Origin of the sequence: Streptomyces antnestii (genome assembly GCF_004005495.1) — a bacterium.
In the GTDB taxonomy this organism is placed as follows: Bacteria; Actinomycetota; Actinomycetes; order Streptomycetales; family Streptomycetaceae; genus Streptomyces; species Streptomyces antnestii.
In genome coordinates this window covers 101,233-127,210 of the sequence record NZ_RZYA01000011.1, presented here as the reverse complement: position 1 = coordinate 127,210, position 25,978 = coordinate 101,233, and the positions used below count along the sequence as shown (strand labels likewise).

23 protein-coding genes are annotated in these 25,978 nt (G+C 71.0%); 11 read left to right on the top strand and 12 right to left on the bottom strand.

Annotation, left to right across the window (positions count from 1 at the left end; all coding sequences use genetic code 11):
- Positions 1-46: 46 nt before the first annotated feature.
- Positions 47-1,783: an AMP-binding protein gene (locus EOT10_RS22995; RefSeq protein ID WP_127830181.1), complete on the top strand. Its 1,737-nt coding sequence runs from the start codon at positions 47-49 to the stop codon at positions 1,781-1,783.
- Here EOT10_RS22995 and EOT10_RS22990 read toward each other — a convergent pair.
- The 4 genes from EOT10_RS22990 to EOT10_RS22975 form a co-directional block, all read right to left on the bottom strand.
- Positions 1,777-2,289 (bottom strand): DinB family protein, encoded by a 513-nt coding sequence (locus EOT10_RS22990; protein WP_127830180.1) that lies wholly within the window; start codon positions 2,287-2,289, stop codon positions 1,777-1,779. The two genes, EOT10_RS22995 and EOT10_RS22990, sit on opposite strands and share 7 nt — an antisense overlap.
- 97 nt (positions 2,290-2,386) lie before the next feature.
- Positions 2,387-3,025, bottom strand: a complete 639-nt coding sequence (locus tag EOT10_RS22985; RefSeq protein WP_127830179.1) for an SRPBCC family protein — start codon at positions 3,023-3,025, stop codon at positions 2,387-2,389.
- Positions 3,026-3,289: 264 nt separating this feature from the next.
- On the bottom strand, positions 3,290-4,978 hold the full coding sequence (locus EOT10_RS22980; RefSeq protein ID WP_223281150.1) for a class I adenylate-forming enzyme family protein: 1,689 nt from the start codon (positions 4,976-4,978) through the stop codon (positions 3,290-3,292).
- Positions 4,979-5,142: 164 nt separating this feature from the next.
- Complete coding sequence (locus EOT10_RS22975) at positions 5,143-6,072, bottom strand: acyl-CoA thioesterase (RefSeq protein ID WP_189491964.1); 930 nt, start codon at positions 6,070-6,072, stop codon at positions 5,143-5,145.
- Between the two features lie 229 nt (positions 6,073-6,301).
- Here EOT10_RS22975 and EOT10_RS22970 point away from each other — a divergent pair, with 229 nt between their 5' ends.
- Positions 6,302-6,916, top strand: coding sequence for a TetR/AcrR family transcriptional regulator (locus EOT10_RS22970; protein ID WP_189491961.1), 615 nt, complete (start codon positions 6,302-6,304; stop codon positions 6,914-6,916).
- Between the two features lie 15 nt (positions 6,917-6,931).
- On the opposite strand, the gene EOT10_RS22965 is transcribed toward EOT10_RS22970, so the two are convergent.
- From EOT10_RS22965 to EOT10_RS22945, 5 genes are all read right to left on the bottom strand, one after another.
- Entirely contained in the window at positions 6,932-8,749 is a 1,818-nt protein-coding gene (locus EOT10_RS22965; protein ID WP_127830177.1) for an alkyl/aryl-sulfatase, read from the bottom strand.
- 22 nt (positions 8,750-8,771) lie between these two features.
- Positions 8,772-10,145, bottom strand: a complete 1,374-nt coding sequence (locus EOT10_RS22960) for a dipeptidase (RefSeq protein ID WP_127830176.1) — start codon at positions 10,143-10,145, stop codon at positions 8,772-8,774.
- 3 nt (positions 10,146-10,148) lie between these two features.
- Complete coding sequence (locus EOT10_RS22955) at positions 10,149-10,586, bottom strand: hypothetical protein (protein ID WP_127830175.1); 438 nt, start codon at positions 10,584-10,586, stop codon at positions 10,149-10,151.
- Complete coding sequence (gene gadC, locus EOT10_RS22950; protein WP_127830174.1) at positions 10,583-12,049, bottom strand: glutamate/gamma-aminobutyrate antiporter GadC; 1,467 nt, start codon at positions 12,047-12,049, stop codon at positions 10,583-10,585. The genes EOT10_RS22955 and gadC overlap by 4 nt, the downstream gene beginning before the upstream one ends.
- Positions 12,050-12,209: 160 nt before the next feature.
- Positions 12,210-12,593: a DUF488 domain-containing protein gene (locus tag EOT10_RS22945; RefSeq protein WP_127830173.1), complete on the bottom strand. Its 384-nt coding sequence runs from the start codon at positions 12,591-12,593 to the stop codon at positions 12,210-12,212.
- Between the two features lie 133 nt (positions 12,594-12,726).
- Between EOT10_RS22945 and EOT10_RS22940 the strand changes: the two genes are divergently transcribed.
- Complete coding sequence (locus EOT10_RS22940; protein WP_127830172.1) at positions 12,727-13,359, top strand: HdeD family acid-resistance protein; 633 nt, start codon at positions 12,727-12,729, stop codon at positions 13,357-13,359.
- Positions 13,360-13,491: 132 nt separating this feature from the next.
- Here the strand turns inward: EOT10_RS22940 and EOT10_RS22935 are convergent, their stop codons facing one another.
- On the bottom strand, positions 13,492-14,640 hold the full coding sequence (locus EOT10_RS22935) for an ABC-2 transporter permease (RefSeq protein ID WP_431313313.1): 1,149 nt from the start codon (positions 14,638-14,640) through the stop codon (positions 13,492-13,494).
- A 205-nt stretch (positions 14,641-14,845) separates the two neighbouring features.
- Complete coding sequence (locus tag EOT10_RS22930; protein ID WP_223281149.1) at positions 14,846-15,739, bottom strand: GNAT family N-acetyltransferase; 894 nt, start codon at positions 15,737-15,739, stop codon at positions 14,846-14,848.
- A 192-nt stretch (positions 15,740-15,931) separates the two neighbouring features.
- Between EOT10_RS22930 and EOT10_RS22925 the strand changes: the two genes are divergently transcribed.
- Positions 15,932-16,573, top strand: coding sequence for a four-helix bundle copper-binding protein (locus EOT10_RS22925; protein WP_431313312.1), 642 nt, complete (start codon positions 15,932-15,934; stop codon positions 16,571-16,573).
- 115 nt (positions 16,574-16,688) lie between these two features.
- Positions 16,689-17,879, top strand: a complete 1,191-nt coding sequence (locus tag EOT10_RS22920; protein ID WP_127830170.1) for an acyl-CoA dehydrogenase family protein — start codon at positions 16,689-16,691, stop codon at positions 17,877-17,879.
- 91 nt (positions 17,880-17,970) lie between these two features.
- Here the strand turns inward: EOT10_RS22920 and EOT10_RS22915 are convergent, their stop codons facing one another.
- Positions 17,971-19,458 (bottom strand): long-chain-fatty-acid--CoA ligase, encoded by a 1,488-nt coding sequence (locus EOT10_RS22915; RefSeq protein ID WP_127830169.1) that lies wholly within the window; start codon positions 19,456-19,458, stop codon positions 17,971-17,973.
- A gap of 181 nt (positions 19,459-19,639) precedes the next feature.
- Between EOT10_RS22915 and EOT10_RS22910 the strand changes: the two genes are divergently transcribed.
- The 6 genes from EOT10_RS22910 (at position 19,640) to EOT10_RS22885 (ending at position 25,922) form a co-directional block, all read left to right on the top strand.
- Entirely contained in the window at positions 19,640-20,650 is a 1,011-nt protein-coding gene (locus EOT10_RS22910) for an AraC family transcriptional regulator (RefSeq protein WP_127830168.1), read from the top strand.
- Between the two features lie 229 nt (positions 20,651-20,879).
- Positions 20,880-21,947, top strand: coding sequence for a beta-keto acid cleavage family enzyme (locus EOT10_RS22905; protein WP_127830167.1), 1,068 nt, complete (start codon positions 20,880-20,882; stop codon positions 21,945-21,947).
- A gap of 82 nt (positions 21,948-22,029) precedes the next feature.
- Positions 22,030-23,001: a quinone oxidoreductase family protein gene (locus EOT10_RS22900; protein WP_127830166.1), complete on the top strand. Its 972-nt coding sequence runs from the start codon at positions 22,030-22,032 to the stop codon at positions 22,999-23,001.
- A 53-nt stretch (positions 23,002-23,054) separates the two neighbouring features.
- The gene (locus EOT10_RS22895) at positions 23,055-23,975 is read left to right on the top strand and encodes a TauD/TfdA dioxygenase family protein (RefSeq protein ID WP_127830165.1); all 921 of its coding nucleotides are present in this window, start codon (positions 23,055-23,057) and stop codon (positions 23,973-23,975) included.
- A 121-nt stretch (positions 23,976-24,096) separates the two neighbouring features.
- Entirely contained in the window at positions 24,097-25,347 is a 1,251-nt protein-coding gene (locus EOT10_RS22890) for an MFS transporter (protein ID WP_223281148.1), read from the top strand.
- Entirely contained in the window at positions 25,344-25,922 is a 579-nt protein-coding gene (locus EOT10_RS22885; protein WP_127830163.1) for an RBBP9/YdeN family alpha/beta hydrolase, read from the top strand. The genes EOT10_RS22890 and EOT10_RS22885 overlap by 4 nt, the downstream gene beginning before the upstream one ends.
- Positions 25,923-25,978: the final 56 nt, after the last annotated feature.

The following is a 25,978-nucleotide window of genomic DNA, read 5'->3' as shown; positions in this document are numbered from 1 at the left end:
GGTGAAGGTCCGGATAGCCCAGGTCGGGACACAACCAAGGAGCGGCATGAAGACAGAGGGGTACGACGAGTATCTGGCGGACCTGCGCGCCCGTCAGGCCCGGGTCCGCCCGCACGGCACACCGTCCGAAGCGGTCTACCCGCTCGGCGAGATCTCCGTCCCGGACCATGTCGCCCACTGGGCGAGGCTGCGCCCCGACCGGGCGGCCGTCGTCTTCGAGGACCGTACGCTCACCTACCGGGAACTCGACGAGCTGAGCCGCCGCCTTGCCGGTCGGCTCGCCGCCGAAGGGGTGGCACCCGGCGACCGGGTCGCGGTCCACCTGCCCAACTGCCCGCAGTTCCTCATCGCGTTCCTCGCGATCCTGCGCCTCGGCGCCGTACACGTGCCGGTCAACCCCATGTTCCAGAGCGCCGAACTCGCCTACGAGCTCCAGGACAGCGGCGCCGAGACGGTCGTCACCCTCGACACCTTCCTGCCCCTGCTCGCCTCCGTGCGCGAACAGACCGCCGTGCGCCGGGTGTTCGTCACCACGCTCCTGGAGATGACCGACGCGGGCGAGGCCCCCGAACCCGAGGCGGTCGACGGGCTCCCGGTCCACACCTGGGCCCAGGCAGTGGCCCACGAACCGGTCGACGGCCCCCCGGCCGACCTCGACGCGCTGGCCGCCCTGAACTACACCGGCGGCACCTCCGGCCTCCCCAAGGGCTGCATGCACTCCCAGCGGCACATGATCTACACCATCGCCACCAGCGCCGGAGCCACCCGCCAGACGGCCGACGGCGAGGTCGTGATCCTGTGCTACATCCCCATATTCTGGATCGCCGGTGAGGACCTCGGCATCCTCAACCCCCTGATGATGGGCGGGACTTCGGTCCTCCTGCCCCGCTGGGACCCGGCGCGCGTGCTGCGGGCCGTCGACGCCCACAAGGTCACCACGATGGTCGGCACCGTCGAGAACTACCTCGAACTGCTCGCCAGGCCCGACTTCGCCTCGTACGACCTCGGCTCCCTGGTCGACCCGCTGTGCACCTCGTTCATCCGCAAGCTCGACGTCGAGGTCCGGCGCGCCTGGACGGCCGCCGCGGGTCCCCACTCGGTCCTGCGCGAGGCCGCGTACGGGATGACCGAGACCCACACGATCGACGTGACGCCCTACGGGTTCCAGGACGGGGACCACGATCTGCACGCCGAGCCCGTCTTCTGCGGACTGCCCATGCCCGGCACGGACATCGCCGTGGTGTCGCCCGTCACCGGCGAACCCCTGCCGCTCGGCGAGGCGGGCGAGATCATCGTGCGCAGCCCCTCGGTGACGACCGGCTACTGGAACAAGCCGGACGCCACGGCCCGCCAGCTGCGCGACGGCTGGCTGCACACGGGGGACAACGGGCGGATCGACGAGGACGGCTGTCTGCACTACCTCGGCCGGGACAAGGACCTCATCAAGGTGAAGGGCATGAGCGTCTTTCCCGCCGAGGTCGAAATGCTGCTGTGCCGCCACCCCGAGGTGCACACGGCCGCCGTGGTCCCGGCCGCCGACGCGACGAGGGGCCAGGTCCCGGTCGCCTTCGTGACGCTCCGTCAGAAAGGTTCGGTGGACGCGTCGGTGTTGCGGGAATGGGCCCGCGAGAGCATGGCGCCGTACAAGGTTCCGCTCGTGGAGATCGTCGAGGAGATGCCGATGACGACCACCATGAAGATCCGGAAGGTGGACCTGGCGGCTCGCGCGCAGCAGCTCGCCGACGGGAGTCGGCACAGCGCTCGGGGTCCGGTCCGTCAGTAGTAGCCCTTCTGGCCGTCGAGGAGTTCGCGGATCGTGTCCAGGTGGCCGGCGTGCCGGGCGGTCTCCTCGATCATGTGCAGCAGGATCCAGCGGAGGTTCGCGGAGCCCGCACGGAACTCGGGGTGCCGGCCCGCCTGGTCGAGCGAGTGCGCGGCGGTGATCTCGTTCGACCGGGCGTACTGGTGCGCGTACTCGCCGAGGAGCTGGTCGAGCGGAACGCCGTCGACGAGCATGTCGGCGTCCTCCGGCCCGTCGTCGAACTGCGGGCCCGTGGCCGGGCCGCCGAGCAGCATGACCTCGAACCAGCAGTGCTCGACCCACCGCAGGTGGGACACCACCCCCGCCAGGGTCATCGCCGGGGACGCGGGGAGGACGGAGCGATGGGCGTCCTCCTCCGAGACGCCCTCGCACTTCCACTCCACGATGGCGCGCTGCATGTCCAGCCAGGCGACCAGCTGCGTGCGTTCGTCGGCGTCGTAGGGAGGCCGTACGCGGGAGAGAGTCATGGACGGCGACGCTACTGCCCGCGTGGCCCCGGGCGCACGCTGATTTCTCGTGCGCCCGGGGCCGGCTCACGTCCGGCGTGAGCGTGTGGTGCGGAGGTCAGGCCGCTGGGCGCGGGGCGCGCTCCGGGGCGGCCGGGACCGAGGCGGGGCGCTGCTCGGCACGCAGCTCGGGCCGGACCTGTGGGCGGGGCGGGACGGTCGGCGTATAGGCGGGCGGAGTGGCCGGCCGAGCGGGGGCCGGGGGGAACGGCGGAACGGGCAGGCGGACCCGCCGCGGGGCGTCGATGACGTGGCAGTGCGGGGCTCCCAGACGCTCGCCGAGCCGGCGTACGTCCCTCGGCAGGTCGCGGCGCCAGGCCATCGCGACCATGGGGGAGAGCAGCACCAGGGCACCCGCGAGGCGGCTCTGCACCGTGAGGCGCAGGAGCGTGCCGCGGCGGCGCGGGGAGAGCGTGAACGAGTAGACGGGCGTCTGGGTGCCGAGCGGGTTCCACATCCGGTCGCCACGGAAGACGAGGTGCTCCCCGGGCACGTACGCCACGCACTGGAGCAGATGGTCCCGGTGGCGCCCCGGGAAGCGGTACACATGGGCCGCACCGGGTCCGGCCGGCCCTGGGCTCTCTGCGACGGTGTCGACCCCGGAGAACCAGAGTTCGAGATTCCGTGCGTCGGAGAGGAAGTCGTACACCTCAGTGACGGATCGGCCGATGTGGACGTCCACGGAAATCTCTGGCATCACGCACCTCCCCGGCGCCCGTCCGGTCGTCGGCGCGGTTGCCGACGGGTACGCACCCCACGGGCTCTACGTTCCAAACGTGCGTGCGGATCGTCTCCACGACATCTCGGGTTAGCCCGATCGGGTGACGGGGCCTGCACGTACGGTGGTCGCCTGCCCGGAACGTCACCCGGCATGCGGGCCCGGCGCGCGGGAGGTGCGCGGAGGGCCGGGTTCAGGCCACCGTCGACGGCGGGTGGCCGTGCCAAGGGTGCTGAACGGTCGTTAAGCCGACGGCCGGTACGTCCGCCGGAGCTCCGCCTTGAGGATCTTCCCCGCGGCCGAGGTGGGCAGCGCGTCCAGGAACCGCACCTCACGCACCCGCTGATACGGGGCGACGCGGGCGGACACGTGCGCCATCAGCTCCTCCCCGAGCGCGGGACCGGCGCCCGGCGAGGCGTCCGCGCGCGCCACGACGTACGCCACCGGGATCTCGCCCGCCTCCGCCGAGGGGACGCCGACCACGGACACCTGCGCGACCGCCGGATGGCCGCTGAGGATCTCCTCCAGCTGGCCCGGATACACGTTGTAGCCCTTGTAGATGAGCATGTCCTTGGCGCGGCCCACGATGTAGACGTGGCCGCGTTCGTCGCAGCGTGCCAGGTCGCCGGTGCGCAGCCAGCCGTCGACGAACTGCTCGGCCGTCAGCTCCGGATGCCCGGGATAGCCCGCCGTGATCTGCGGGCCGCGGGCCCACAGCTCTCCCGTCTCGCCGTCGGGCACACACCGTCCGGTGTCGACGAGGTCGCGGATCTCGACGTCGGTGTCGAAGACGGGAAGGCCGACCGACCCGATCGGGACGAGGTCGTCGGGGTCGGTGATCCCCGAGGTCACGCCCATGGTGGCCTCGGTCAGCCCGTAGCCCTCCACGACGCACGCGCGCGGGAACAGCGTCCGCAGGGCCCGCAGTGTCGTCGTGTCGATGGGCGCGGCACCCGAGTTGACGACGCGGACCGTGGGGAGCGCGCGGCCCTGCGCGGAGGGGGCGGCGAGCAGCGCGTGGAACAGGGCCGGGGACCCGGCGATCGCGGTGGCCGCGAACTTCTCCGCCTGGTCGAGGAACCGCCCGGGCTCGAACCGGCCGCAGAGCACGACCGTCGTCCCGGACAGGACGCCGATGGACTGGCCGACCAGGCCCATGGCGTGGAAGAACGGCGCCACGGCGATGGACACACCCTCCCCGGGCGGGGTGATGTACTCGGTGGCCGCCCCGTCGACCGGGTCCAGGAACACACCCCCGTCCAGGTCCACCGCGGGCAGCGCGGCCGCGCGCCAGCAGGTGAACTGCAGGCAGTTCGCCACGACATGACGGTGCCTCACCTCGACCGCCTTCGAGCGGCCCGTCGTGCCGCCGGTGAACGACAGATGGGCGACCGCGTCGGGTGAGACCCGGGGGCCGGGCTCCGGGACGCCCGCCAGCAGTGCGGCGAGCGGCACCGTGCCGTCGACGGGTGCGGGATCGCCGGGCGCGGCGTCCGACGGCGGTACGAGGACGACCGGTTCGAGCCCGTCGGTGCCGGCCTCGCGCAGCGTCGCGGCTGTGGCCGGATGTGTCACCACGGCCCGCGCCCCCGCCTCGTCCAGCTGCGCGCGCAGGGCCGCGGCAGGAAGCGTCGGGTTCACGGGCGCCACGACCGCGCCGGCCAGCAGGATCCCGTAGTAAGTGACCGGGAACCAGAGGGAGTTGGGCTGGTGGAGTGCCACCACGTCGCCCTCGGTGATGCCGCGCTCGCGCAGTCCTCGCGCGAAGCGGAGCGCCTGCTCGTGGAGTTCCGCGAACGTCAGCGTGTGGTCGCCGTCGCGCAGGGCGACGCGGTCCGGGTAGCGCCTGGCCGAGCCGGCGAGGAGATCGCCGACGGACGCCTCCGGATAGGAGAGGTGGGCCGGCATGCCCTTCGGGTGGCGACGGATCACGCGGCAACTCCCTTGTCGACGGACGCGACAGGCGCGACAGGCGTGCTGTCAGAACATTCGTTAAGCTACGGTTCCCGTCGGCTCGTGTCCAGACTTCTGCAGCAGCGCCCGCGCGCGGCCCCGCCCCGCCTTCAGTGCCCTGCCCACCACCGTGTACGTGCCGGTCACGTGGTCGCGGCCCGGTGCCGGATCAGTGCCTCCTGGAGTGCTGACGCGACCAACTCGCCTTCCTGTGACCAGAGTTCACCCCGCGTCGTGGCGCGCCCGTCGGACAGGCTCGTGGTGTGCTGGGCGTACAGCGGCCAGGCGTCGGCGCGTGCCGGGCGGTGGAACCACATCGCGTGGTCCAGGGATGCGAACATCACCGCCGGCGGCCGCGTGCGCCGCGCGCCGTGCGGCTCCCAGGGCAGCGCGGCGGTGGGGGAGAGCGTCAGGTCGGACAGGTACGCGAGCGCGGCGGCGTGCAGCAGCGGCTCGTCGGGCAGCGGCCTGGCCGCCCGCAGCCAGCAGCGCTGCCGGGACATGCCCTCCGCCCGCGCCGCCTCCTCGTCGGCGTCCGGCGCCACGAGCCGCAGGTCGACGACGCGGGGGATGACGGACGCCGCATAGCGCTCCGGGCGCTCACGGGCCATCACCTCGTACGGGGCGTCGCAGTCGTGCGGCGCGGGCGCGCCGGGCATCTTCGCCTGACGGTCGAGCGTGTTCTCGGGCTTCTTGAACGAGGCGGAGAGGCTCAGCACGGACATGCCGTCCTGCCGCGCCGCCACCTGGCGCGCTGCATAGGAGGAGCCGTCCCGCAGGCGTTCCACCTCGTACGAGACGGGCGCTTCCGGGGCGACCGAGCGCAGGAAGTAGGCGTGCAGGGAGTGCGGCCTGCGGCCGCCGTCGACGGTGCGGCCCGCCGCGAGCAGGGCCTGCGCGAGAGTGACCCCGCCGAAGGCCCGCGGAGGCCGGCCCATGTGCGGCATGCCGGTGAACGCGCCGTCGCCCGACGCCTCGATCTCCAGGGCCTCGGCGAGGGGGAGCAGGCCCGCGCGGCGGGCCGGGGCGTGCGCCTGCGGCGGCACGGCGAGTTGGTTGTATTGGGCACCCATGGTCGGCATGCTGCCAGCCCGGGAGGGGTGTGCGGCTGTGACGGTGGTCACGCGCCCCGACGGCCTGCCGTTCCGGGCGCCCCTGCGGTGCGTCTGCGCTGGTCATTCGCCCTGTGCCGGGCCGATTGACCGGGTGGGCCGGTACACTCGGCCATGTCCCGCCACGGCTGTTCGACCGTTCGTTCAGTCCACCGTGGCCCCAGGAACGGGATGACGAGATCGGAGAGCTGTGTCCACGCAACCGGCAGGCCACAAGGCCATCGTCGAGGCTGCTCGGCAGGAGTTCTCCGAACGCGGCTACGGGGCGACCTCGATCCGTGACATCGCCCAGCGCGCCGGGGTGAGCCTGTCCGCGCTCTATTACTACTACAAAGGCAAGCAGGATCTGCTGGTCGCGATCCTGGAAGACGGTCTCGACGCCTACTTCAGCGCGTGCGACGCGGCGTTGGCCGCGGCGGGCGACGATCCGGCCGAGCAGCTGGAGGCCCTCGTCGCGGCGACGGTGCGGTTCCGCACGGAGCACCCCGTGAAGAGCAGCATCGTGCTGACCGAGGGGCGCAGCCTGGAGCCCGAGCACCTGGCGCGTTACAGGAAGAACGAGGCGCGCGGCACCCAGCAGTTCCGTGAGGTCGTCGAGCGGGGCGTGGCGCAGGGCATCTTTCTCACGCCGTACCCGGACGACGCCCGGCGCGCGGTGATCGCCATGTGCAACGCCATCGCGGAGTGGTACAAGGCGGAGGGCCCGGTCTCCCTGGACGAGCTCGTGGAGCGGTACGTGTCCCTGGCCCTGATCGTGGTCGAGTACCGCCCGCGCGCCGTGCGGCGCGCCGCACGCGGCACCTGACAGCCACCGCACTGGTCACGGGGTGACGATCGCGAAGTCCGGGTCGTTCTCGTCGAGGACCGAGAGAAGGGTGTCGAGCACCTCCACGTCGCCCGCGTGGTAGACGCCGTTCAGCCCCTTCCCGGCCAGCACCTCCAGGAGTTGGGGCTTCGTGAGGGTGAGCGAGAGGTCCGCGCCGTCGGCGGGGCGGGTCGTCCGGGTGTGGACCAGGACGCCGTTGTGCAGCGTCATGCGGTACATCTCGCCGAGGTCCGACAGATGCCAGTGCAGAACGAGCGAGTGGTCCCACGCCCGCGGCCCGTCGACCCGGACCGCGAGCGAGTCGAAGAGCTGCTCGACACTCAGGGCGGCCGCCATGTTGCCCGACGCGAGACCCGTCTTTTTGACGCCGTGGCGCAGCTCCTGGGCGCCGGTGAGATAGCAGTTGCGCCAGGTGGCGTTCTCGGCGCCGTGCGCGAGCCGTTCGAAGGTCTGCGCGAGCAGTTCCCTCGCGTCGGCGCTGTCGGGCTCGGCGAAGACCGCGTGCCTCAACAGCTGTGCGGCGAACCGCAGATCGCCCTCCTCCAGGTACGTACGCGCCTTGCCGAGCACCGCGTCGAGCCCGCCCATGCAGTCGACGTAGCGCCGCGCGGTCTCCGTGGGGGTGTGCTCCCACAGGGACGCGGGATTGCCGTCGTACCAGCCCATGTACCGCTGGTAGACGGCCTTCACGTTGTGGCTGACGGAGCCGTAGTAGCCGCGTGTGTGCCACGCCGAGGCGAGCGCGGGCGGCAGCTCGATCCGTTCGGCGATCTCCGCGCCCGTGCACCCCTGGTTGAGCAGACGCAGCGTCTGGTCGTGCAGGTACGCGTACAGGTCGCGCTGTTCGGCGAGGAAGGAGCGGATCCGGTCGCCGCCCCACGTCGGCCAGTGGTGCGAGGCGAACAGGACGTCCGCGTCGTGGCCGAACAGCTCGATGGCCTCGCCCAGGTAGCGCGCCCAGATCCGGGCGTCGCGCACGACGGCGCCGCGCAGGGTCAGGATGTTGTGCAGGTTGTGGGTGGCGTTCTCCGCCATGCACAGGGCGCGCAGCTGCGGGAGCAGGAAGTTCATCTCCGACGGCGCCTCGGTGCCCGGTGTCATCTGGAAGCGGAACACGACGCCGTCGAGAGTGAGTTCCTGCCCGGTGTGCCGGATCTCGACCGTGGGCGGGACGAGGCCCGGGGTGCCGGCGGACGCGGTGAAGCCGAGTCCCATGCCCACCAGGCCCTCGGGGCCGGGCTCCAGGTTGGCGCCCGAGTAGTACATGCCGCGCCGCAGCATCGCCGTACCGGCGTACACGTTCTCCGCGACCGAGTGCTCCATGAAGCCCTGCGGGGCCACCACGGGTACGTCGTCGGAGGCGTCGATGACACCGAGGACACCGCCGAAGTGGTCGATGTGGGAGTGCGTGAAGATGACGCCGGTCACCGGCCGGTCGCCGCGCTGCGACCGGTACAGGGCCAGCGCGGCGGCCGCCGTCTCGGCCGACACGAGCGGGTCGACGACCACGACGCCGCGCCGGCCCTCGATCAGGGTCATGTTCGACAGGTCGAAGCCGCGCACCTGGTACACGCCCTCGGTGACCTCGAACAGGCCTGCCCGCGCGCAGAGTTGGGACTGCCGCCACAGGTTCGGGTGAGCGGTGTCGGGGCAGTCCTCGTCGAGGAACGCGGTGTCGCCGAAGTTCCACACGACGCGCCCGTCCTCGGCCGTGATCGTCGCGGTGGGCGGGGGCGCGAGCAGCCCCCGGTCCGCCTCCTCGAAGTCGGTCCGGTCGGCGAAGTCGGGTGCGGGGGCATCGGTCGTGGTCACGTCGGTCTCCCAGGGGTGTGTGTCAGCGGCGCGCCGCGGCGCCGTACGCGCGCAGGAACAGCGCCTCCACGTGCGCCATGTGCTCGATCTCGGAGGGGTCCACGCTCTCGTTCGGGGCGTGGATCAGGCACTGCGGTTCCTCGACCCCCATCAGGATGATCTCGGCGCGGGGAAAGGCCTGGGCGAGGACGTTGCACAGCGGGATGGAGCCGCCCTGGCCGAGGAACTCCATGGGTCTCCCGTACACGTCGCTCATGGCGCGGCCGAGCGCGGCGTACGCGGGACCGTCGGTGGCCGCCCGGAACGGGGCGCCGGTGCTCTCGGCCTCCACGCGGACCCGCGCGCCCCACGGGGCGGCTGCCTCCAGATGCGCGGTGAGCGCCCGGCGCGCGGCGTCCGCGTCGGTGCCGGGCGGCACGCGCAGGCTGACCCTCGCGCGCGCGGTCGCCGGGATGGACGCGGACGAGCCGACGACCGGCGGGCAGTCGATGCCGAGGACGGTGACCGCCGGACGCGCCCAGAGACGGTCGGCGACGGAACCCGTGCCGGTGAGCCGCACTCCGTCGAGGACGCCCGCGTCCGCGCGGAACCGGTCCTCGTCGTAGCCCGCGCCCTCCCAGGTGCCCGCACCGTCAAGGCCGTCGACGCGCGTGGCACCCGTCTTCGGGTCGCGCAGGGTCGACAGGATCTGGACGAGTGCGGCGAGGGCGTCGGGGGCGGGGCCGCCGAACATGCCCGAGTGCACCTCGCCGGCCAGGGTGTCGACGGTCACCACCACGTTGGTGAGGCCCCGTAGGGACGTGGTCGCCGTGCCGGTCCCGACGGCCGCGTTCCCGGTGTCGCAGACGAGCAGGGCGTCGGCGAGGAACTGCTCGGGGTACTCGGCGACGTAGGCCTCCAGACCGCCCGTGCCCTGTTCCTCCGAGCCCTCGGCGACGAACTTGACGCCCACCGGGATGTCGTCACCGAGCGCGCGCAGCGCCGTGAGGTGCATGACGATGTTGCCCTTGCAGTCGGCGGTACCCCGCCCGTACCAGCGTCCGTCGCGCTCGGTGAGGGTGAACGGCGGGGACGTCCAGGCCGCGTCGTCGAGTGGGGGCTGCACGTCGTAGTGGCAGTACAGGAGCACGGTCGGCGCGCCGGCCGGTGCCGGCCGGTGACCGACGACGGCGTGGCTGCCGTCGGGGGTCTCGGCGAGGTGGACGTCGTGCAGGCCCGCCTCGGTGAACGCGTCCGCGACCCACTGCGCGGCCTTGCGGCACTCCTCGGGCGGGTACTGGCGCGGATCGGCGACGGACGGCACGGCGACGAGCTCGGTCAGGTCGGCCTTGGCGCGCGGCATCAACTCGGCGATGCGCGTGGCCAGTTCATCCGGTTCACGGTCGGACGCGGGCATGGGTCATCGCCTCACTGTGTCGTCGGTCCTGAGGGCGTCCAGCCTGTCCTGGATCCTGTCGAGCCTGTCGGGGCAGTAGACGCCCAGGACGAGGGCCTCGGCCTCCACGACCCGCCGGTCCGAGATCACGGGCCGCTGGCCGGGACCGCTCGACCCGTTGGACAGGTTGATCTTCCACAGGCTCGACTTGAGGGCCGTCGCGGGGTCGTCGCAGACGTTGCCGCCGTCGGTGCCGAGCGTGCGGACGATGCCACCGGTGTCGGGCGCGCTGTACCCGGCGGCCACGAGCGCGTCCGAGAGCTGATTTGCCTTCCTGTGAGCCTCGTTGGTCGTCTTCACGCCGTCGTACTGGATGAGACCGATGACCACGAGAGCCAGCAGCAGGAGGATCGCGTAGAGATAGATCCACCGGTGCTCGGAGGCGAACCTGGTGGGGCTCATACCGCGCTCCCCTCGTCGGCGGTGGCCGCGGCGGTGCGCCAGTTCGGCTTGCGGAACCTGAGGAAGAGCCAGGGGATCAGCAGCCCGAGGACGACGAGACCGCCGCCGATGATGCCGATGTACGTCCAGACGCTGCTCCCGCCGAACTGCGAGGACGGCACGAATCCGATGACGAGGGCCGCGAGCGAGGCGACGAGCCCCACGGCGCACAGCAGCGTCAGAGCCGGCGCGCGGTAGCCGCGCGGGTGGTCGGGCCGGGTCCTGCGCAGCCGGATCGCGGCGGCGAACATCAGCAGATAGACGATGAGGTACACCTGCGTGGTGATCACCGAGAAGATCCAGTACGCGCTGGAGACGTCCGGGATCAGCGCGTACATCAGCGCGATGGCCGTCGTCACGACGCCCTGGGTGACGAGGATGTTCTGCTGGATGCCGTTCTTGTTGAGCTTCTGCAGGAACGGCGGCAGGTAGCCCTCCTCGCGGGAGATCAGCAGCAGGCCCTTGGACGGCCCGGCGAGCCAGGTGAGCATGCCGCCGAGCGCGGCCGCTACGAGCATGACGGCGGCGATCGGGGTGAGCCAGCCGACGTGGAAGTACGAGAAGAACGCGTCGAACGCCTGCATGACGCCCGCGGTGAGGCTGAGTTGGTCGGACGGCACGACCCAGCTGATGGCGAGCGCGGGCAGGATGAAGATCAGCAGGACGAGCGCCATCGCGAGGAACATCGACCGTGGGTACTCCCTGGCCGGGTTCCTGAGCGAGGAGACGTGGACGGCGTTCATCTCCATTCCGGAGTAGCTCAGGAAGTTGTTGACGATCAGCACCAGGCTGGCGAGGCCGGTCCACTGCGGGAAGAGGTGCGAGGCGCCCATCGGGGCGGCCGACGCGTTGCCCTGGCCGAGGAAGACGAGGCCGAGGACGACGAGGATCGTGCCCGGGACCAGCGTGCCGATGACCAGGCCCCACGACGACAGTCCCGCCACGGCCTTCGTGCCGCGCGAGGACACCCAGACGCCGGTCCAGTACAGGACCATGATGACGATGGCCGTGTAGACACCGTCCGAGGCGAGCGAGGGGTCGATGACGTACGCGATGGTGCTGGCCACATACGCGAGCAGGCTCGGGTAGTAGAAGATCGTCATGGCGAACTGGCACCAGACGGCGAGGAATCCGAGCGGTTTCGACAGCCCCTCGCTGACCCACCGGTACACGCCTCCGCTCCATCCCGACGCCAGTTCCGCCGAGACCAGGGCGGTGGGCAGCAGGAACACGATGGCGGGGACGATGTACAGGAAGACGCAGGCCAGGCCGTACACGGCCATGGTCGGGGCGGAGCGCAGGCTCGCCACCGACGAGGTCGTCATCAGCGCCAGCGTCACCCACTTCATGGCGGGCACCGCGACCTGTCCGGCGGCCTTGGTCTGCGGCCGGGGTATCTCGGACGGCACATCCGTGGTGCTCATACGGGCCCTCCCGGGGGCGCCTGAGAGGGCCCCGGGGTCAGCGGTGCCCAAGTAGCTCGGACACGGCCATGCGTCCAAGTGGTGCGTCTTCGCACCAAATTGGCATAGCTTGCACCGTTTCGCACCTGAAGTGTGCCGGGGCCGGACGTCCGCCGGCGGGTCAGTCGCCGGTCAGATGCCGCACCAGGACCGGCACATGACTGTGCTCGACGTCCTTCACCGACGTCACCAGCGTGACCGTGCGCGTGCGGGCCAGCTCGCGCAGCCGGTCCGTCAGCTCGACGCGCTCCGGGAGCTCCAGCTCGTCCCGGTAGCGGCGCTCGAACTCGGGGAAGCGGGACGCGCGGTCCTCGTGGTACCAGGAGCGCAGCGCCGAGGACGGCGTGAGCTCCTTCATCCACTCCTGGACGTCCGCCCGTTCCTTGGAGACGCCGCGCGGCCACAGCCGGTCCACGAGCACCCGGACGCCGTCGTCGGGGGACGGCGGATCGTAGACCCGGCGGACCCGGAAGTGCGGTTCGGTCTTCTTGGAGCGTTCCGTCATGGACCGATTCTGCGGACTTCGCGCGCTTCGTGTCCGCGGGTGACCGCCGCTCGGGCTACGGCTCCGGCCGGGCGCGTACGTCGTTCGCCTCACCCGAGTGGCGGCCACGCCGGTGCCGTGTGAACAGTCGGACATGACGCACGCACCGCATGAACCCCGAACCCCGGCGTCCGAACGCACCCGCGAGGAGCAGCCGTTCCCGCTACAGGGCCCGCTGGGACGCCTCGCACAGTCGGCGTGGCAAATCGTGTTCCTCGCGGGCCTGGCCGCCCTCGTCCTGGGCGTACTCGTCCTCGTCTGGCCCGGCGCCTCCCTGTTCGCCGCCGGAGTGCTCTTCGGCGTGTATCTCCTCGTCACCGGCGTCTTCCAGCTCGTGGCCGCGTTCGGGACGCACGTCACGACAGGGCTGCGCGTCATGGCGTTCATCAGTGGCGCGCTGTCGATCCTGCTCGGCCTCTTCTGCTTCCGCGGAGCGATGCAGTCGATCCTGCTGCTCGCGCTGTGGATCGGCATCGGCTGGCTGTTCCGCGGCATCACCCAGGCCGTGGCCGCCGCCTCCGACCCGGGGATGCCGGCGCGCGGCTGGCAGGTCTTCCTCGGCGTCGTGAGCGCGCTGGCCGGCGTGGTCCTGATCGTGTCGCCGTTCCAGTCCGTCGCCGTGCTCACCCTGGTGGGCGGCTGGTGGCTGATCGCCGTGGGCGCCGTGGAGGTCGTCACGGCGATCCAGCTGCACGGCAGGGCCAAGCGGATTCCCCAAGGGGTCTGACCTGCGGGCAGGGTCTGACCCGCGGACAGGGGTCTGACCCGCGGACGCACGAGCGCCGGGCGCCCCTCGCGGGGAACCCGGCGTTCGACGTGCGTCTGGTGGTGGCGGCGGTGGTGGGGGTGACGGCGGCGGTCAGACCGCGACCGCCTCCTCCATTTCCTCCTCCATCTCCTCGGTCTGCTCGTCGGTCTGCTCGTCGGCGCGGGCGGAACGGGAGGGGGCCGGTGCCACGGCGTGCGCGGCGTCCTGCCGGGGCTCGGCCGTGGCGGCAGCGCGCCGGTGCTCCGTGAGCGCGGCGAGCCCCGTCATGACCAGGCCGACGACGAGCCAGGCGGCCAGCGTCCACACGTTCCTGGACAGGTCGTGGCCGCCGAAGTAGAGCAAGCTGCGGGAGCCCTCGACGAAGCCGGCGCCGTTCCAGAAGGCGTGCAGGGTGCCGAAGAAGCCGTTCTGCAGCTCGGGCCGGAAGAGGCCGCCGGAGCTGGTGAAGTTCAGCATCACGAACAGCACCATGAGCGCCAGCGTCGTCCACCGCTTCAGGAACGTGTGCAGCCCCACGCCGATGAACAGGATGCCCGCCGAGTACAGCCAGGCCATGCCCCACATGCCCCACAGGCCGTGGTGGGCCAGGTGGAAGACGGGTCCCGCGAGAGCCGCGCCGACGAGACTGACCACGCCGGACACACCGGCCACGAGAGCCGCCCGCAACCGCATCGAGAGCGCGGAACCCGCCCCGCCGATCACGGCCACCGACGCGTACGAGCCGATGCTCAGGGCCACGAGCAGGAAGAACAGGCCCTGGCCCGTCGGGTCGTCCGAGACCGTCGGGGTCACGTCCGTCACCTTCAGCGGCACGCCCTGCTGCGCGGCGACCGGCGTGAAGACTTTCTCCGCGGCCATCGCGCTCATGTCGGACCCGGCGGTCGCGACCAGCAGTTCGGGGGACTTCGCGCTCAGGACGTAGGCGCCGTCGATGTTCCGGGACTGCAGCTGGTCGACGGCCGCCGCGCGGGTGCCGAGCGTACGGACGTCGAGCGCGTCACCCGCCTTGTCCTTCACCGTCTGGGCGAAGACCTTGGCCTCGGGGCCCGCGCCGACGACCGCCACCGGCAGATGGTGCGGCTCGGGCGACACGAAGGCCCCCATGTAGGCGAGCCCCATGCCCACGCACATCAGCAGCGGGGTGATGAGGTGCGTCAGGACGTGGCGCAGGGCCGGATTCCGCACGCCGTGCGCGGCGCCCCCGGACGAGGGGCGGTGCGCCTTGTGGTCGGCGGGCATGGGCAGGACCTCCAGAGATGGACGGAGAGCGGTGCTGGGCGTTGGCGTATGCAACTCAATGAAGATGTTGGCGTTTACAACCTTCGCTCATGTTGTACTCTACAACCATTACGGTCGGCCGTGCCCCACACAGGGTGTGACGATGGCCACCGTGACGTCGGCGGTGGGACGTGGGCCGCGGGCCGTGGCTCGTCGGCCGTCGGTGTCAGTGGCCCCGCTGGAGGTCCAGCTGGTACTGGTACGTCCGGTGAGTCGGCGCGTAGCCGAGACCGTCGTTCACCGCCCGCATGTGGGTGTTGCTGTCCGCGGTGTCCGTGAGCAGGCCCGAGAGGCCCGGGTGGCGGCCGCGGGCACGCAGGATCGACTCGGCCTTCATCCAGCGTGCGAGACCGTGGCCACGGTGCTCGGGCAGTACCCCTGTTCCGTAGTGCTGTCCGTCTCCCGTGCCGTCGCCCGGGACGACGAGCTCGGTGAACCCCACGACGCTGCCGTCGGAGGCGTCGATCGCAGCCACCGTGTCAAGGAGTTCGCCGCGCCGCTCGACCGCGGCCGCGGCGGCGCGGACCCGGTCCACCGTCCACTCGACCTTCCCGTAGTCGGTGTCGTCCATCGGCATGTCGTCCATGGCGCGACGCGACGCGGTGAACGTCGCCGCCAGGTGGTCAGGAACCGTCCCCTCCCAGGAGATCAGCCGGTACCCGGGGTGCGCCGCGAGCACCGTCCGCTCCAGGGCCGATACGTCCGCGTCCGCGAGCGGAAGCCTGGCGTACGTCATGTTCAGGACCCGGCGGAAGCCGCGCGCGGCGAGGAACAGGTCCGCGGGGGACGCGTCGTCGGCCGGGGCGACGAGTGAGCGCCGGCCGTCGTCCTTCGCGGCCGTCACCGCCGCGTCGAGGAGCCGGGTGCCCACTCCGTGGCGTCGCTCCGCGGGATGGACCTGGAGCGACAGTTCGGCGAGGTGCCGCTGCCCGTCCCGGTCGGCGAGCCGCATGAACGCGGAGCCCACGGGATTCCCGTCGGCGTCGGACGCCAGCCAGACGAGACGGCGGGCGTCCGGACCGACGGTCGGGTCCGTCAGGGGGGTGAGGTGCGGTGTCAAGTCGGCTCCTTGCGGGGCGGGTTCGGGACCCGCAGAACGTAGCCGCCGGGTGCGGCCGCCGCAATGGGATTGATCCCGTGCGGTCCGGTGTCGCGCATGGTGTTTGGGCGGCCACGGTGCGGCAACCCGATCAGGGAGCGGACGACGCCCGGGGCGCGAGCGCGCCCCGGTACGGGAGGGAAGGAGCCGACTGTGACCCTCACCCCGAAACGCGTGGCCGGTGGCGCCGCGCATCCGCGGGAGGCCGTGCCGGGTGCGGGCACCCTGGCCGGTGCGGACGCCCGAACCACCCGAGCGGACACCTCACCCGGCGCCGACGTGGGCGCGGACGCCCCGCCCGGCCAGGCCGCCCTCGTCCGTTTTCTGGAGGACCGCTTCGCCTGCGCTCTGGCCTGCGTCGAATGTGCTCGCGCCTGTGCGCTCCGCGTCAGCTTCGTGGAGCTCGAACCGGCCGCGGTCCAGGGCGGTCCCGGGGTCACGTCGTCCCTGGAGGAGCAACTGCGCCCACGGCGTGGGGCCGAACTGCGCCGCAGGGCGCTGCTGTGCGTGGAGGTCTGCGACGCGACGTGCCGCCTTCTGTCGGAGGAGGCGTGGCGGGACGAGTACACGATCCGGCTCCAGGTCGAGTGGTGCCGGGCGGTCGCGCTGGAATGCGCCCGCGCCTGCGACCGCACGACGGAGTCGGACGCGGAGTCGGACGCGGGGCCGGACGTGGAGTGGGCGGCGGAGTGGAGGTCCGAGTCGGAGTTGAGGTCCGAGTCGGAGTCGTGCGGCGAGGCGTGCCGCGCCTGCGCGCGCGCCTGCTCGGACTTCCTGGCGACACTGAGCACTTGAGACGCCCCGGCTTCCGACCGGTCCGCCCCTGGCCATTCCCTATTTCTGGAACGCGTTCTACTGTGTGCGCCGTCAAGACCGGGACCCGGTGTACCAGCGACCGCCAGGAGGGGCCGTGCACCTCGAATACACGCCCGAACAACAGCAGTTGCGCACGGAGCTGCGCGCCTACTTCGCGGAGCTGGTGCCGGACAACGCGTACGCCCGCTACGAGGACCCGGCCGCGCAGAAGCGGTTCTACCGCGAGACGGTGCGCCGGCTGGGCGCCGACGGATGGCTCGGCGTGGGGTGGCCGAAGGAGTACGGCGGGCGCGGCCTCACGCCCATGGAACAGTTCATCTTCTTCGACGAGGCCGCGCAGGCGGGCGTACCGCTGCCGCTCATGGCGCTCAACACGGTCGGCCCCACGATCATGCAGTTCGGCACGGACGAGCAGAAGGCGTACTTCCTGCCGAAGATCCTCTCCGGGGAGCTGGACTTCGCCATCGGTTACAGCGAGCCGGACGCGGGCACCGACCTCGCCGCGCTCAAGACGCGCGCGGTGCGGGAGGGCGACGAGGTCACCGGCCACTACACGGTGAACGGGCAGAAGATCTGGACGACCAACGGCGACACGGCCGACTGGGTGTGGCTGGCGGTGCGCACGGACCCGGACGCCCCGCCGCACAAGGGCATCACGATGCTGCTCGTGCCGACGTCCGACCCCGGCTACTCCTGCACGGTCATCAACACGCTCGCCTCGCACGACACCACCGCGAGCTACTACGAGAACATCCGCGTCCCCGTGAGCCGCCGCGTCGGCGAGGAGAACAAGGGCTGGCGGCTGATCACCAACCAGCTCAACCACGAGCGGGTCACCCTCGCCGCCCACGGCACCATGGCGATCCGCGCCCTGCGCGACGTGCAGCGCTGGGCCATGGACACCAAGCTGGCCGACGGACGCCGCGTCATCGACCTCGGCTGGGTGAGGAAGCGCCTGGCCCAGACCCACACCAAGCTCGACGCGATGAAGCTCCTCAACTGGCAGATGGTGAACGCCGTCCAGAACGGCAGCCTCACCCCACAGGACGCCTCCGCCGTGAAGGTGTACGGCTCCGAGGCGCGCCGCGAGGCGTACGCGTGGCTGATGGAGGTCGTCGCCGCGGCCGGGGCACTCAAGGAGGGATCGGCCGGCGCCGTCCTGCACGGCGAACTCGAACGCGGCTACCGATCGGCCGTGATCTTCACCTTCGGCGGCGGAAACAACGAGATCCAGCGCGAGATCATCTCCTGGATCGGCCTGGGAATGCCCCGCGTCCGCCGCTGACCGGTTCGCGCCCGGCTTCTGACCGGCCCGCGGTCGACCGCGATCGACAGCGGTCGACCGCGATCGGGCCGGAAGGGTGCCGGGGCAGGGGCTAGCCGACGACGATCTCGCGCTTGAGGATCTTGCCGGTCGCCCCCTTGGGGAGCGCGTCGGCGATGGTGACGATCCGCGGGTACTTGTACGCGGCCACGCGCTCGCGGACGAAGTCGCGTACCTCGTCGGGCTTGGTGTGCGCGCCCGGCCTGAGTGTCACCACGGCGGCCACCTCCTCGCCGTGGACCTCGTGCGGCACGCCGACGACGGCGGCTTCGGCCACGGCCGGGTGCTCGTACAGGACTTCCTCGATCTCGCGCGGATAGACGTTGTATCCGCCGCGGATGATGAGGTCCTTCTTGCGGTCGACGATGAAGTAGTAGCCGTCGTCGTCGACCCGGGCGAGATCGCCGCTGTGGAACCACCCGTCCCGGACGGCTTCCCCGGTCGCGTCCGGGCGGTTCCAGTAGCCCTTCATGACGTTGTCGCCGCGGATCGCGATCTCGCCGATCTCGCCCGGGCCCACCGTGGTGCCGTCGTCCGCGACCAGTCTGAGTTCCACCCCGCGCACGGGGAGGCCGATGGAGCCGGGCTTGCGCGGCCGGTCCGGGGGGTTGAACGCGGCGACCGGTGAGGTCTCCGAGAGGCCGTACCCCTCAAGGACGGTGATGCCGAACTTCCGCTCGAAAGAGTGCAGCACCTCGACCGGCAGTGAGGCGCCGCCGGAGACGGCCAGCCGCAGCCGCGAGAGGTCGTGATCGTCGGGGGCGCCGGTGGTGAGCAGGGCCGTGAACATCGTGGGGACGCCGAGGAAGACGGTCACCCCGTCGCGGTGCATGATCTCCAGCGCCCTGGCCGGGTCGAAGCGGGGCAGCAGTGTGAGGGTGGCGCCGGCGGTGACGGCCGTGTTGAGGGCGCAGGTCTGGCCGAAGGCGTGGAACAGGGGCAGGCCCCCGAACAGGACGTCGTCCGGCCCGACTTGGAGGAGCGTCTCGGCGGCGGTGGCCGCGTTGGTGAGGAGGTTGCGATGGGTCAGCTCGGCGCCCTTGGGGGTGCCCGTCGTGCCCGAGGTGTAAAGGATCACGGCCGTGTCGTCCTGCGCCCGCGGGACGGACCCCGGCATCGGCTCGGTGGCCCGCACCCGGGCGTCGAAGGCCGTCGAATCCGTGACGAGGCAGGCGATGCCCACCTCCGCCGCGGCCTTGACGGCCTCGTCCGCGCACTGCGGGAACGCCAGCACGATCCGTGAGCCGGAGTCCCGGAGGGTGAAGGCGATCTCGCGCGCCTTCAGCAGCGGATTCATCGGAACGACCACGGCGCCTGCCCGGAGGATGCCGTAGTACGCGACGGGGAAGCGGGTGACATTGGGCATGACCAGCGCCACGCGGTCGCCCGCCCGTACGCCCTCGTCCCGCAGCAGGGCGGCCACCCGGGCGCTCTCGTCGTTCAACTCCGCGTAGGTCAGGGCGACTTCGTCCTCGCGGACGGCGATCCGGTCGCCATCGGACCGGGCGCGCTCCGCCAGCCGGTCGACGAGGTTGTCCATGCGCTTTTCCCCTTTGGTCTGAGCTGGTGGAGTCACGGGTGGCGGAGAGTGCTGTTGCCGGTGTTCGTCGTCGTCTTCATGCCGCTTTCCGGGGCTACGTTAGGTCACACCATGGGGCATCGCTTGACGTGATGTGACGTGTGACTTATCACTTGGGGACAGAGCAGGTGGGAGTGCGCCCATGAAGCCCCTTGTCCGTAACGCGGCGCTGAGCAGCTACGTCGAGCTCAGCCAGTCACTCGGCATCGACCCGCGGGCCCTGATGAAACGCGTGGGCCTGGATCCCGTCGGTCTCGCCGTCCAGGACAGATGGATCTCCGGCGTCGCCGTGACCGAGCTGCTCGAACTCTCGGCGGCCGCCGCAGCGCACGAGGACTTCGGCCTTCTCCTCGCCGAGCGCCGCCGCTTCTCCAACCTCGGCCCCATCAGCCTCGTCATCCGCGAGGAGCCCGACACCCGCAGCGCCCTGGAACTGCTGGTCCGCCACGAGTCCATGTACAACGAGATGCTGCACAGCCGGCTCTCCGAGGCGAGCGGCCTGGCCACCCTCAAGGTGAGCCTCGAGCCCGGTGAGGCCGTCGCGACCCGCCAGGCCGTCGAACTGGCCGTGGGCGCCTTCCACCAGGTCCTTCGCAGTTTCCTGGGCGCCCGGTGGCAGCCCGTGTCCGTGTGTTTCACCCACTCCGCCCCCGCGGACACCGGAACCCACCGCCGGGTCTTCGGCACCATGGTGGAATTCGACCGGGACTTCAACGGGATCGTCTTCTACGCGAGTGATCTCAACGCGCCCAACCCGATGTCCGACCCGCAGCTGCGGACGTACGCCCGGCAGTATTTCGAGTCGCTCGCGGTGTCGCGTGACACGACGGTGGCGGACCGTGTGCGCGAGTTGATCGAAGTACTGCTCCCGACCGGCCGGTGTTCCATCGAGCAGGTCGCCTCCAGCCTCGGCGTGGACCGGCGGACCGTCCACCGCCAACTGGCCGCCGCCGGCGAGACGTTCTCCTCCCTCCTCAACGCGACGCGCGCCCAGCTCGCCGAGCAGCTCGTGGCGAACCCGCGCCGCTCGCTGACGGAGATCTCCGGTCTGCTGGGCTTCTCCGCGCCGAGCGCCTTCTCGCGCTGGTTCAGCGAGCACTTCGGCTGCAGCCCCCGGCAGTGGCGCACCCGCAAGGCCGCGCCACGGGCGTGAGCGCGGGTGTCCCCAAGTGGTAAGTCTGATGTCACCTGGGGCTAAGCGCCCGGCGTAACAGGCCGTTAACGTTGCCTTACCGCAAGGGAGACCGCCGGCCGCACGAGGACAGCAGGGACCCTGCCTGCCTGAGGCCGCCTCTCCCTCCACTCCAAGATTCGTTCGGACCCGTTCCCCATTCGCGGGGTCCCTGCGGTCCCTGTCATGCCCTCATCAAAGGAGATGGACCATGCACTTCCTCGACGACTCCCTGTACCCGGAGAACCAGGAGAAGCTGGTCATCCAGGCCGCGCCCTACGGGCCCGAGTGGCTGCCCGGCGACGCCGACGACCTGCCGCTCACCATGGACGAGCACGTGCAGGCCGCGGTCGACTGCTACGAGGCCGGCGCCACCGTGCTCCACATCCACGTGCGAGAACTGGACGGCCACGGCTCCAAGCGCATGTCCATGTTCAACGAACTGATGGCCCGGCTGCGCGAGGCGGTGCCGGACATGGTTCTGCAGATCGGCGGTTCGATCTCCTTCGCCCCCGAGGACGAGGGCGGCGACGCCAAGTGGCTCAGCTACGACACCCGCCACATGCTGGCCGACATCACCCCCGGGCCGGACCAGGTCACGATCGCCATCAACACCAACCAGATGAACATCGTCGAGATCTTCGACGACGAGGACATCGAGGGCACGTCGATGGCCAAGCCGGCGTTCTACAAGGCCTATCGGGACATGGTGGTCGAGGCCGGGCCCGACTTCTACCTTGAGCACCTCGAACGCCTCCGCGCCAAGGACATCCAGCCGCACTTCCAACTCGCCAACATGGCACAGCTGGAGACCGTGGAGCGACTGATCCGCAAGGGCGTCTACAGCGGCCCGCTCGTGCTCAACTACGTGGCGATCGGGGGCGGTTTCGCCGGCCGTCACCCCGCCGACCTGATCGAGTTCGTCCGCCGCGTCCCGGACGGCGCCGTCCTCACCATCGAGGCCTCCATGCGCGCCGTCGCGCCGATGAACGCGATCGGCATCGCGCTGGGCGCCCACGTGCGCGTCGGCAACGAGGACAACCTGTGGCGCCGCAAGGGCGAGCGGATGTCCTCCGTCGAGCAGGTCGAGCAGATGGTCCGGATCGCCGACGCGGTCGGCCGAGAGATCGCCACGGGCCAGGAGGCCAGGAAGATCTACCGGATCGGCGAGTGGTACGCGAACGCCGACGACACCCTGAACCGGCTCGGCATGGTGCCCAACCGCCGCCCCGGCCACCGCGGCTTCATGCTGCGCGACGACGCCACGAGCAACCAGTGACCAGCGATCAGTAACCAGTAACCCAGTAACCAGTAACCAGTAACCAGTAACCAGCAACGAGCAGCGAGCAACGGAGCACGTCATGGCACACGCCATTCGTTTCCACGACACCGGTGGCGCCGACGTCATGCGGTACGAAGAGGTCACCGTCGGCCACCCCGGCCCGGGCGAGGTACGTATCCGGCACGTCGCCGTCGGACTCAACTTCGCCGACACCTACTTCCGCACCGGCCTGTACCCGGCCCCGCTGCCCGCCGGGCTCGGCGTGGAGGCCGCGGGAGTCGTCGAGGCCGTCGGGGACGGTGTCACCCACGTCGCAGCGGGCGATCGGGTCACCTACACCGGCAGCCCGCTGGGCGCCTACAGCACCGAGCGCGTCATGCCCGCGGACTCGCTGATCAGGCTGCCGGAGGAGATCAGCTGCGAGACGGCGGCGGCGATGACGATGCGCGGCCTCACCTCGGCCTATCTGCTGCGCCGGATCCACCCGCTGCGGTCCGGCGACACCGTCCTTCTCCACGCGGCCGCCGGCGGCGTCGGCCTGATCTTCTCGCAGTGGGCCAAGCTGCTCGGCCTCACCGTGATCGGCACGGTCTCCAGCGAGGAGAAGGGCGAGATCGCCCGCGCCCACGGCTGCGACCACATCGTGTACTACCGGCGCGAGGACGTGGCCGAGCGGGTGCGCGAACTGACCGACGGCAAGGGCGTGCCGGTGGTCTTCGACAGCATCGGCAAGGACACCGTCGCCGGCTCCATGGCCTCACTGCGGCGTCGCGGTCTGCTGGTGTGCTTCGGCACGTCCTCCGGAGTTCCGCCGCTCGACGCCATGCAACTGGCCCTGCACGGCTCGCTGTTCGCGACCCGGCCCGCCCTGGCCGACTACATCGCCGACCCCGCCGAGCGAGACGCCCTGGCCGGTGAGCTCTTCGGCCACGTCGCCGCCGGACGCATCAAGATCGAGATCAACCAGCGCTACGCACTCCAGGACGCGGTCCAGGCACACCGCGACCTCGAAGCGGGACGGACCACGGGCTCCTCCGTCTTCGTCCTGTGAGCACACCGACTGAGCACACGACTGAGCACACCGACTGTGAAGGAGTGAGCACCATGACCCCCCAGACCGTTCACCCGAGGAAGGGCGCGCCCGCCCTGGTGCGCCCGGACATCCTCCGTACCTCGATCACGGTCGAGCCGCTGACCTGTACCATCGGCGCGGAACTGGCCGGAGTGAACCTCGGCGACGCCGCCCGCGACGCCGACCTCTTCGCGGAGATCAAACAGCTGCTGCTGCGGTACAAGGTCCTTTTCCTGCGCGACCAGGACATCACCCGCGCCGAACATGTCGCCTTCGCGTCGCGCTTCGGCACCCTGGAGGACCACCCGGTGGTCGGCAGCGACCCCGACCACCCGGGCCTCGTCCGCATCTACAAGGACCTCGACAGCAAGCCCGAGCACTACGAGAACGCGCTGCACTGCGACGGCACCTGGCGCGAGAGCCCGCCCATGGGCGCCGTGCTGCGCTGCGTCGAGACGCCCGCGGTGGGCGGCGACACGATCTGGGTCGACATGGCCGAGGCGTACCGCAGGCTGCCCGAGCACATCAAGACGCAGATCGCGGGGCTGCGCGCCCGGCACAGCATCGAGGCGAGCTTCGGCGCCGTCATGACGCAGGAGCGGCGGCACCGCCTCAAGGAGCAGTACCCGGACGCGGAGCACCCCGTGGTGCGCACCCACCCGGAGACCGGCGAGCAGATCCTCTTCGTCAACTCCTTCACCACCCACTTCGTGAACTTCCACACCCCCGAGAACGTGCGCTTCGGGCAGGACAACGCGCCGGGCGCCGCCAACCTCCTGACCTACCTGACCAGCCAGGCTGCCGTCCCCGAGTACCAGGTGCGCTGGCGCTGGCAGCCGAACAGCTTCGCCATCTGGGACAACCGCTCCACCCAGCACTACGCCGTCCAGGACTACTGGCCCGCCGTCCGCAAGATGGAGCGCGCCGGAATCGTCGGCGACAGAACCTTCTGAGTCCCCACCCCCGACGAGAAAGGTGACGCCGATGGGACTTCACACTGCCGGTACGGCTGTACCGGGGATACCGGGGACGTCTCCCGCCGTACCAGCGATATCTCGCACGTATGCCTGGCTCGTGTTCGTCCTGAGTTTCGGGCTCCTGCTGTCCGACTACATGTCGCGTCAGGTCCTCAACGCGGTCTTTCCGCTCCTGAAGGCCGAATGGCTGCTGTCGGACGCCCAGTTGGGATCCCTCAGCGGCATCGTGGCACTGATGGTCGGGGTGCTCACCTTCCCGCTCTCGCTCCTCGCGGACCGCTGGGGGAGGGTCAGATGCCTGGTGATCGCCGCGGTGGTGTGGAGCCTGGCGACCGTGGGCTGCGCGGTCTCGGCGAGCTACGGCGAGATGTTCCTGGCCCGCTTCATGGTCGGCGTAGGGGAGGCGGCCTACGGGAGCGTCGGTATCGCCGTCGTCCTCAGCGTCTTCCCCGTCCGCCTGCGGGCCACCCTCTCCGGCGCGTTCATGGCGGGTGGCTCGTTCGGATCGGTGCTGGGCGTGTCGGTCGGCGGTGTCGTCGCCCAACACCTCGGCTGGCGCTGGACGTTCGGCGTGATGGGCCTCTTCGGACTCGTGCTCGCCGCGGTCTACGCCGTCGTCGTCACGGAGAAGAAGCTGGGCCCGGCGACCGGAGACCTGAGCGGAACAACCGGCCGGGGCGCACCCCTGCGGACCCTGCTGCCCCGGCTCGTCTCGTCCGTCTCCGTCATCTGCGCCTACGTCGGCAGCGGACTGCAGATGTTCATCGCGATGGCCCTCCTCGCCTGGATGCCCAGCTTCCTCAACCGCTACTACGCCATGCCCACCGCGAAGGCGGGCGTGGTGGCCGGGGTGTTCGCGCTGATCACCGGCATCGGCATGATCGCCGGCGGGCTCGTCTCCGACCGCCTCTGCCGGACGGTCCGGGCCCGCACCTGGACGGTGGCCGTCTGCTGCAGCCTCGGTTCGCTCGTCCTCCTGACGGCCGGTTTCCGCTCGCCGACCGGCGCGCCCCAGCTCGTCCTGATCGGCGCCGGCACCCTGCTGTCCTGCGCCACGGCCGGCCCGGCGGCCGCCATGGTGGCGCGCCTGACCCCGACCGCCATCTCGGCGACCGCCATGGCCACCCTCACCCTGGCCAACAGCCTGCTCGGACTCGCCCCCGGCCCCGCCGTGACCGGAGTGCTCGCGGACCACATGGGCCTGCTCCGCGCACTCCAGGTCGTTCCGCTCGTCGCGGTCGTGGGCGCCGCCGCGTTCGCCCTCGGCAGGTTCTTCTACGAGAAGGACCTGCGTCGCCTCGACCTGCTTCCCGAGGCGCACGTCAGAGACCTGGAGCCGCAACCATGAGCCGTACCGCTTCGCCGACCGTCGTGATCGTCCCCGGGCTGCGCGACCATGTGGAGGAGCACTGGCAGACCGTGCTCGCCGCCGAGACCGTCGGCGCCCGCTCCGTCCCACCCCTGACGGGCGACCGCCTGAGCCGTGACGCGCAGGTGGCGGCCCTGGAATCGGTCCTGGCGGACATCCCGGGACCGGTCGTCCTCGTCGCCCACAGCGCCGGCGTGATGACCACGGTGCACTGGGCGCAGCGCCACCGGCGTCCGGTGACGGGCGCGCTGCTGGCCGCGCCCCCCGACTTCGACACCCCGCTGCCGGCGGGCTACCCCACGGCTCAGGCCCTGCGCGAGAACGGCTGGACGCCGATCCCGCGCAGCCCCCTGCCCTTCCGCAGCATCGTCGCCGCGAGCACGAACGACCCCCTCGCCACGTTCGACCGCGTCGCGGGCCTCGCCCGCGCCTGGGGCAGCCGCCTGGTGAACCTGGGCCCGGTCGGCCACCTCAACCCCGCGTCCGGCTACGGCGCATGGCCGCGAGCCGAGGAGTTCATACGCGAACTCGACCCCGCCCCGGAGGCGTTGTGAACCCCGAGACCGAGACCGAGACCGAAAATACAGACCTGGGCACCAGTACCAGCACC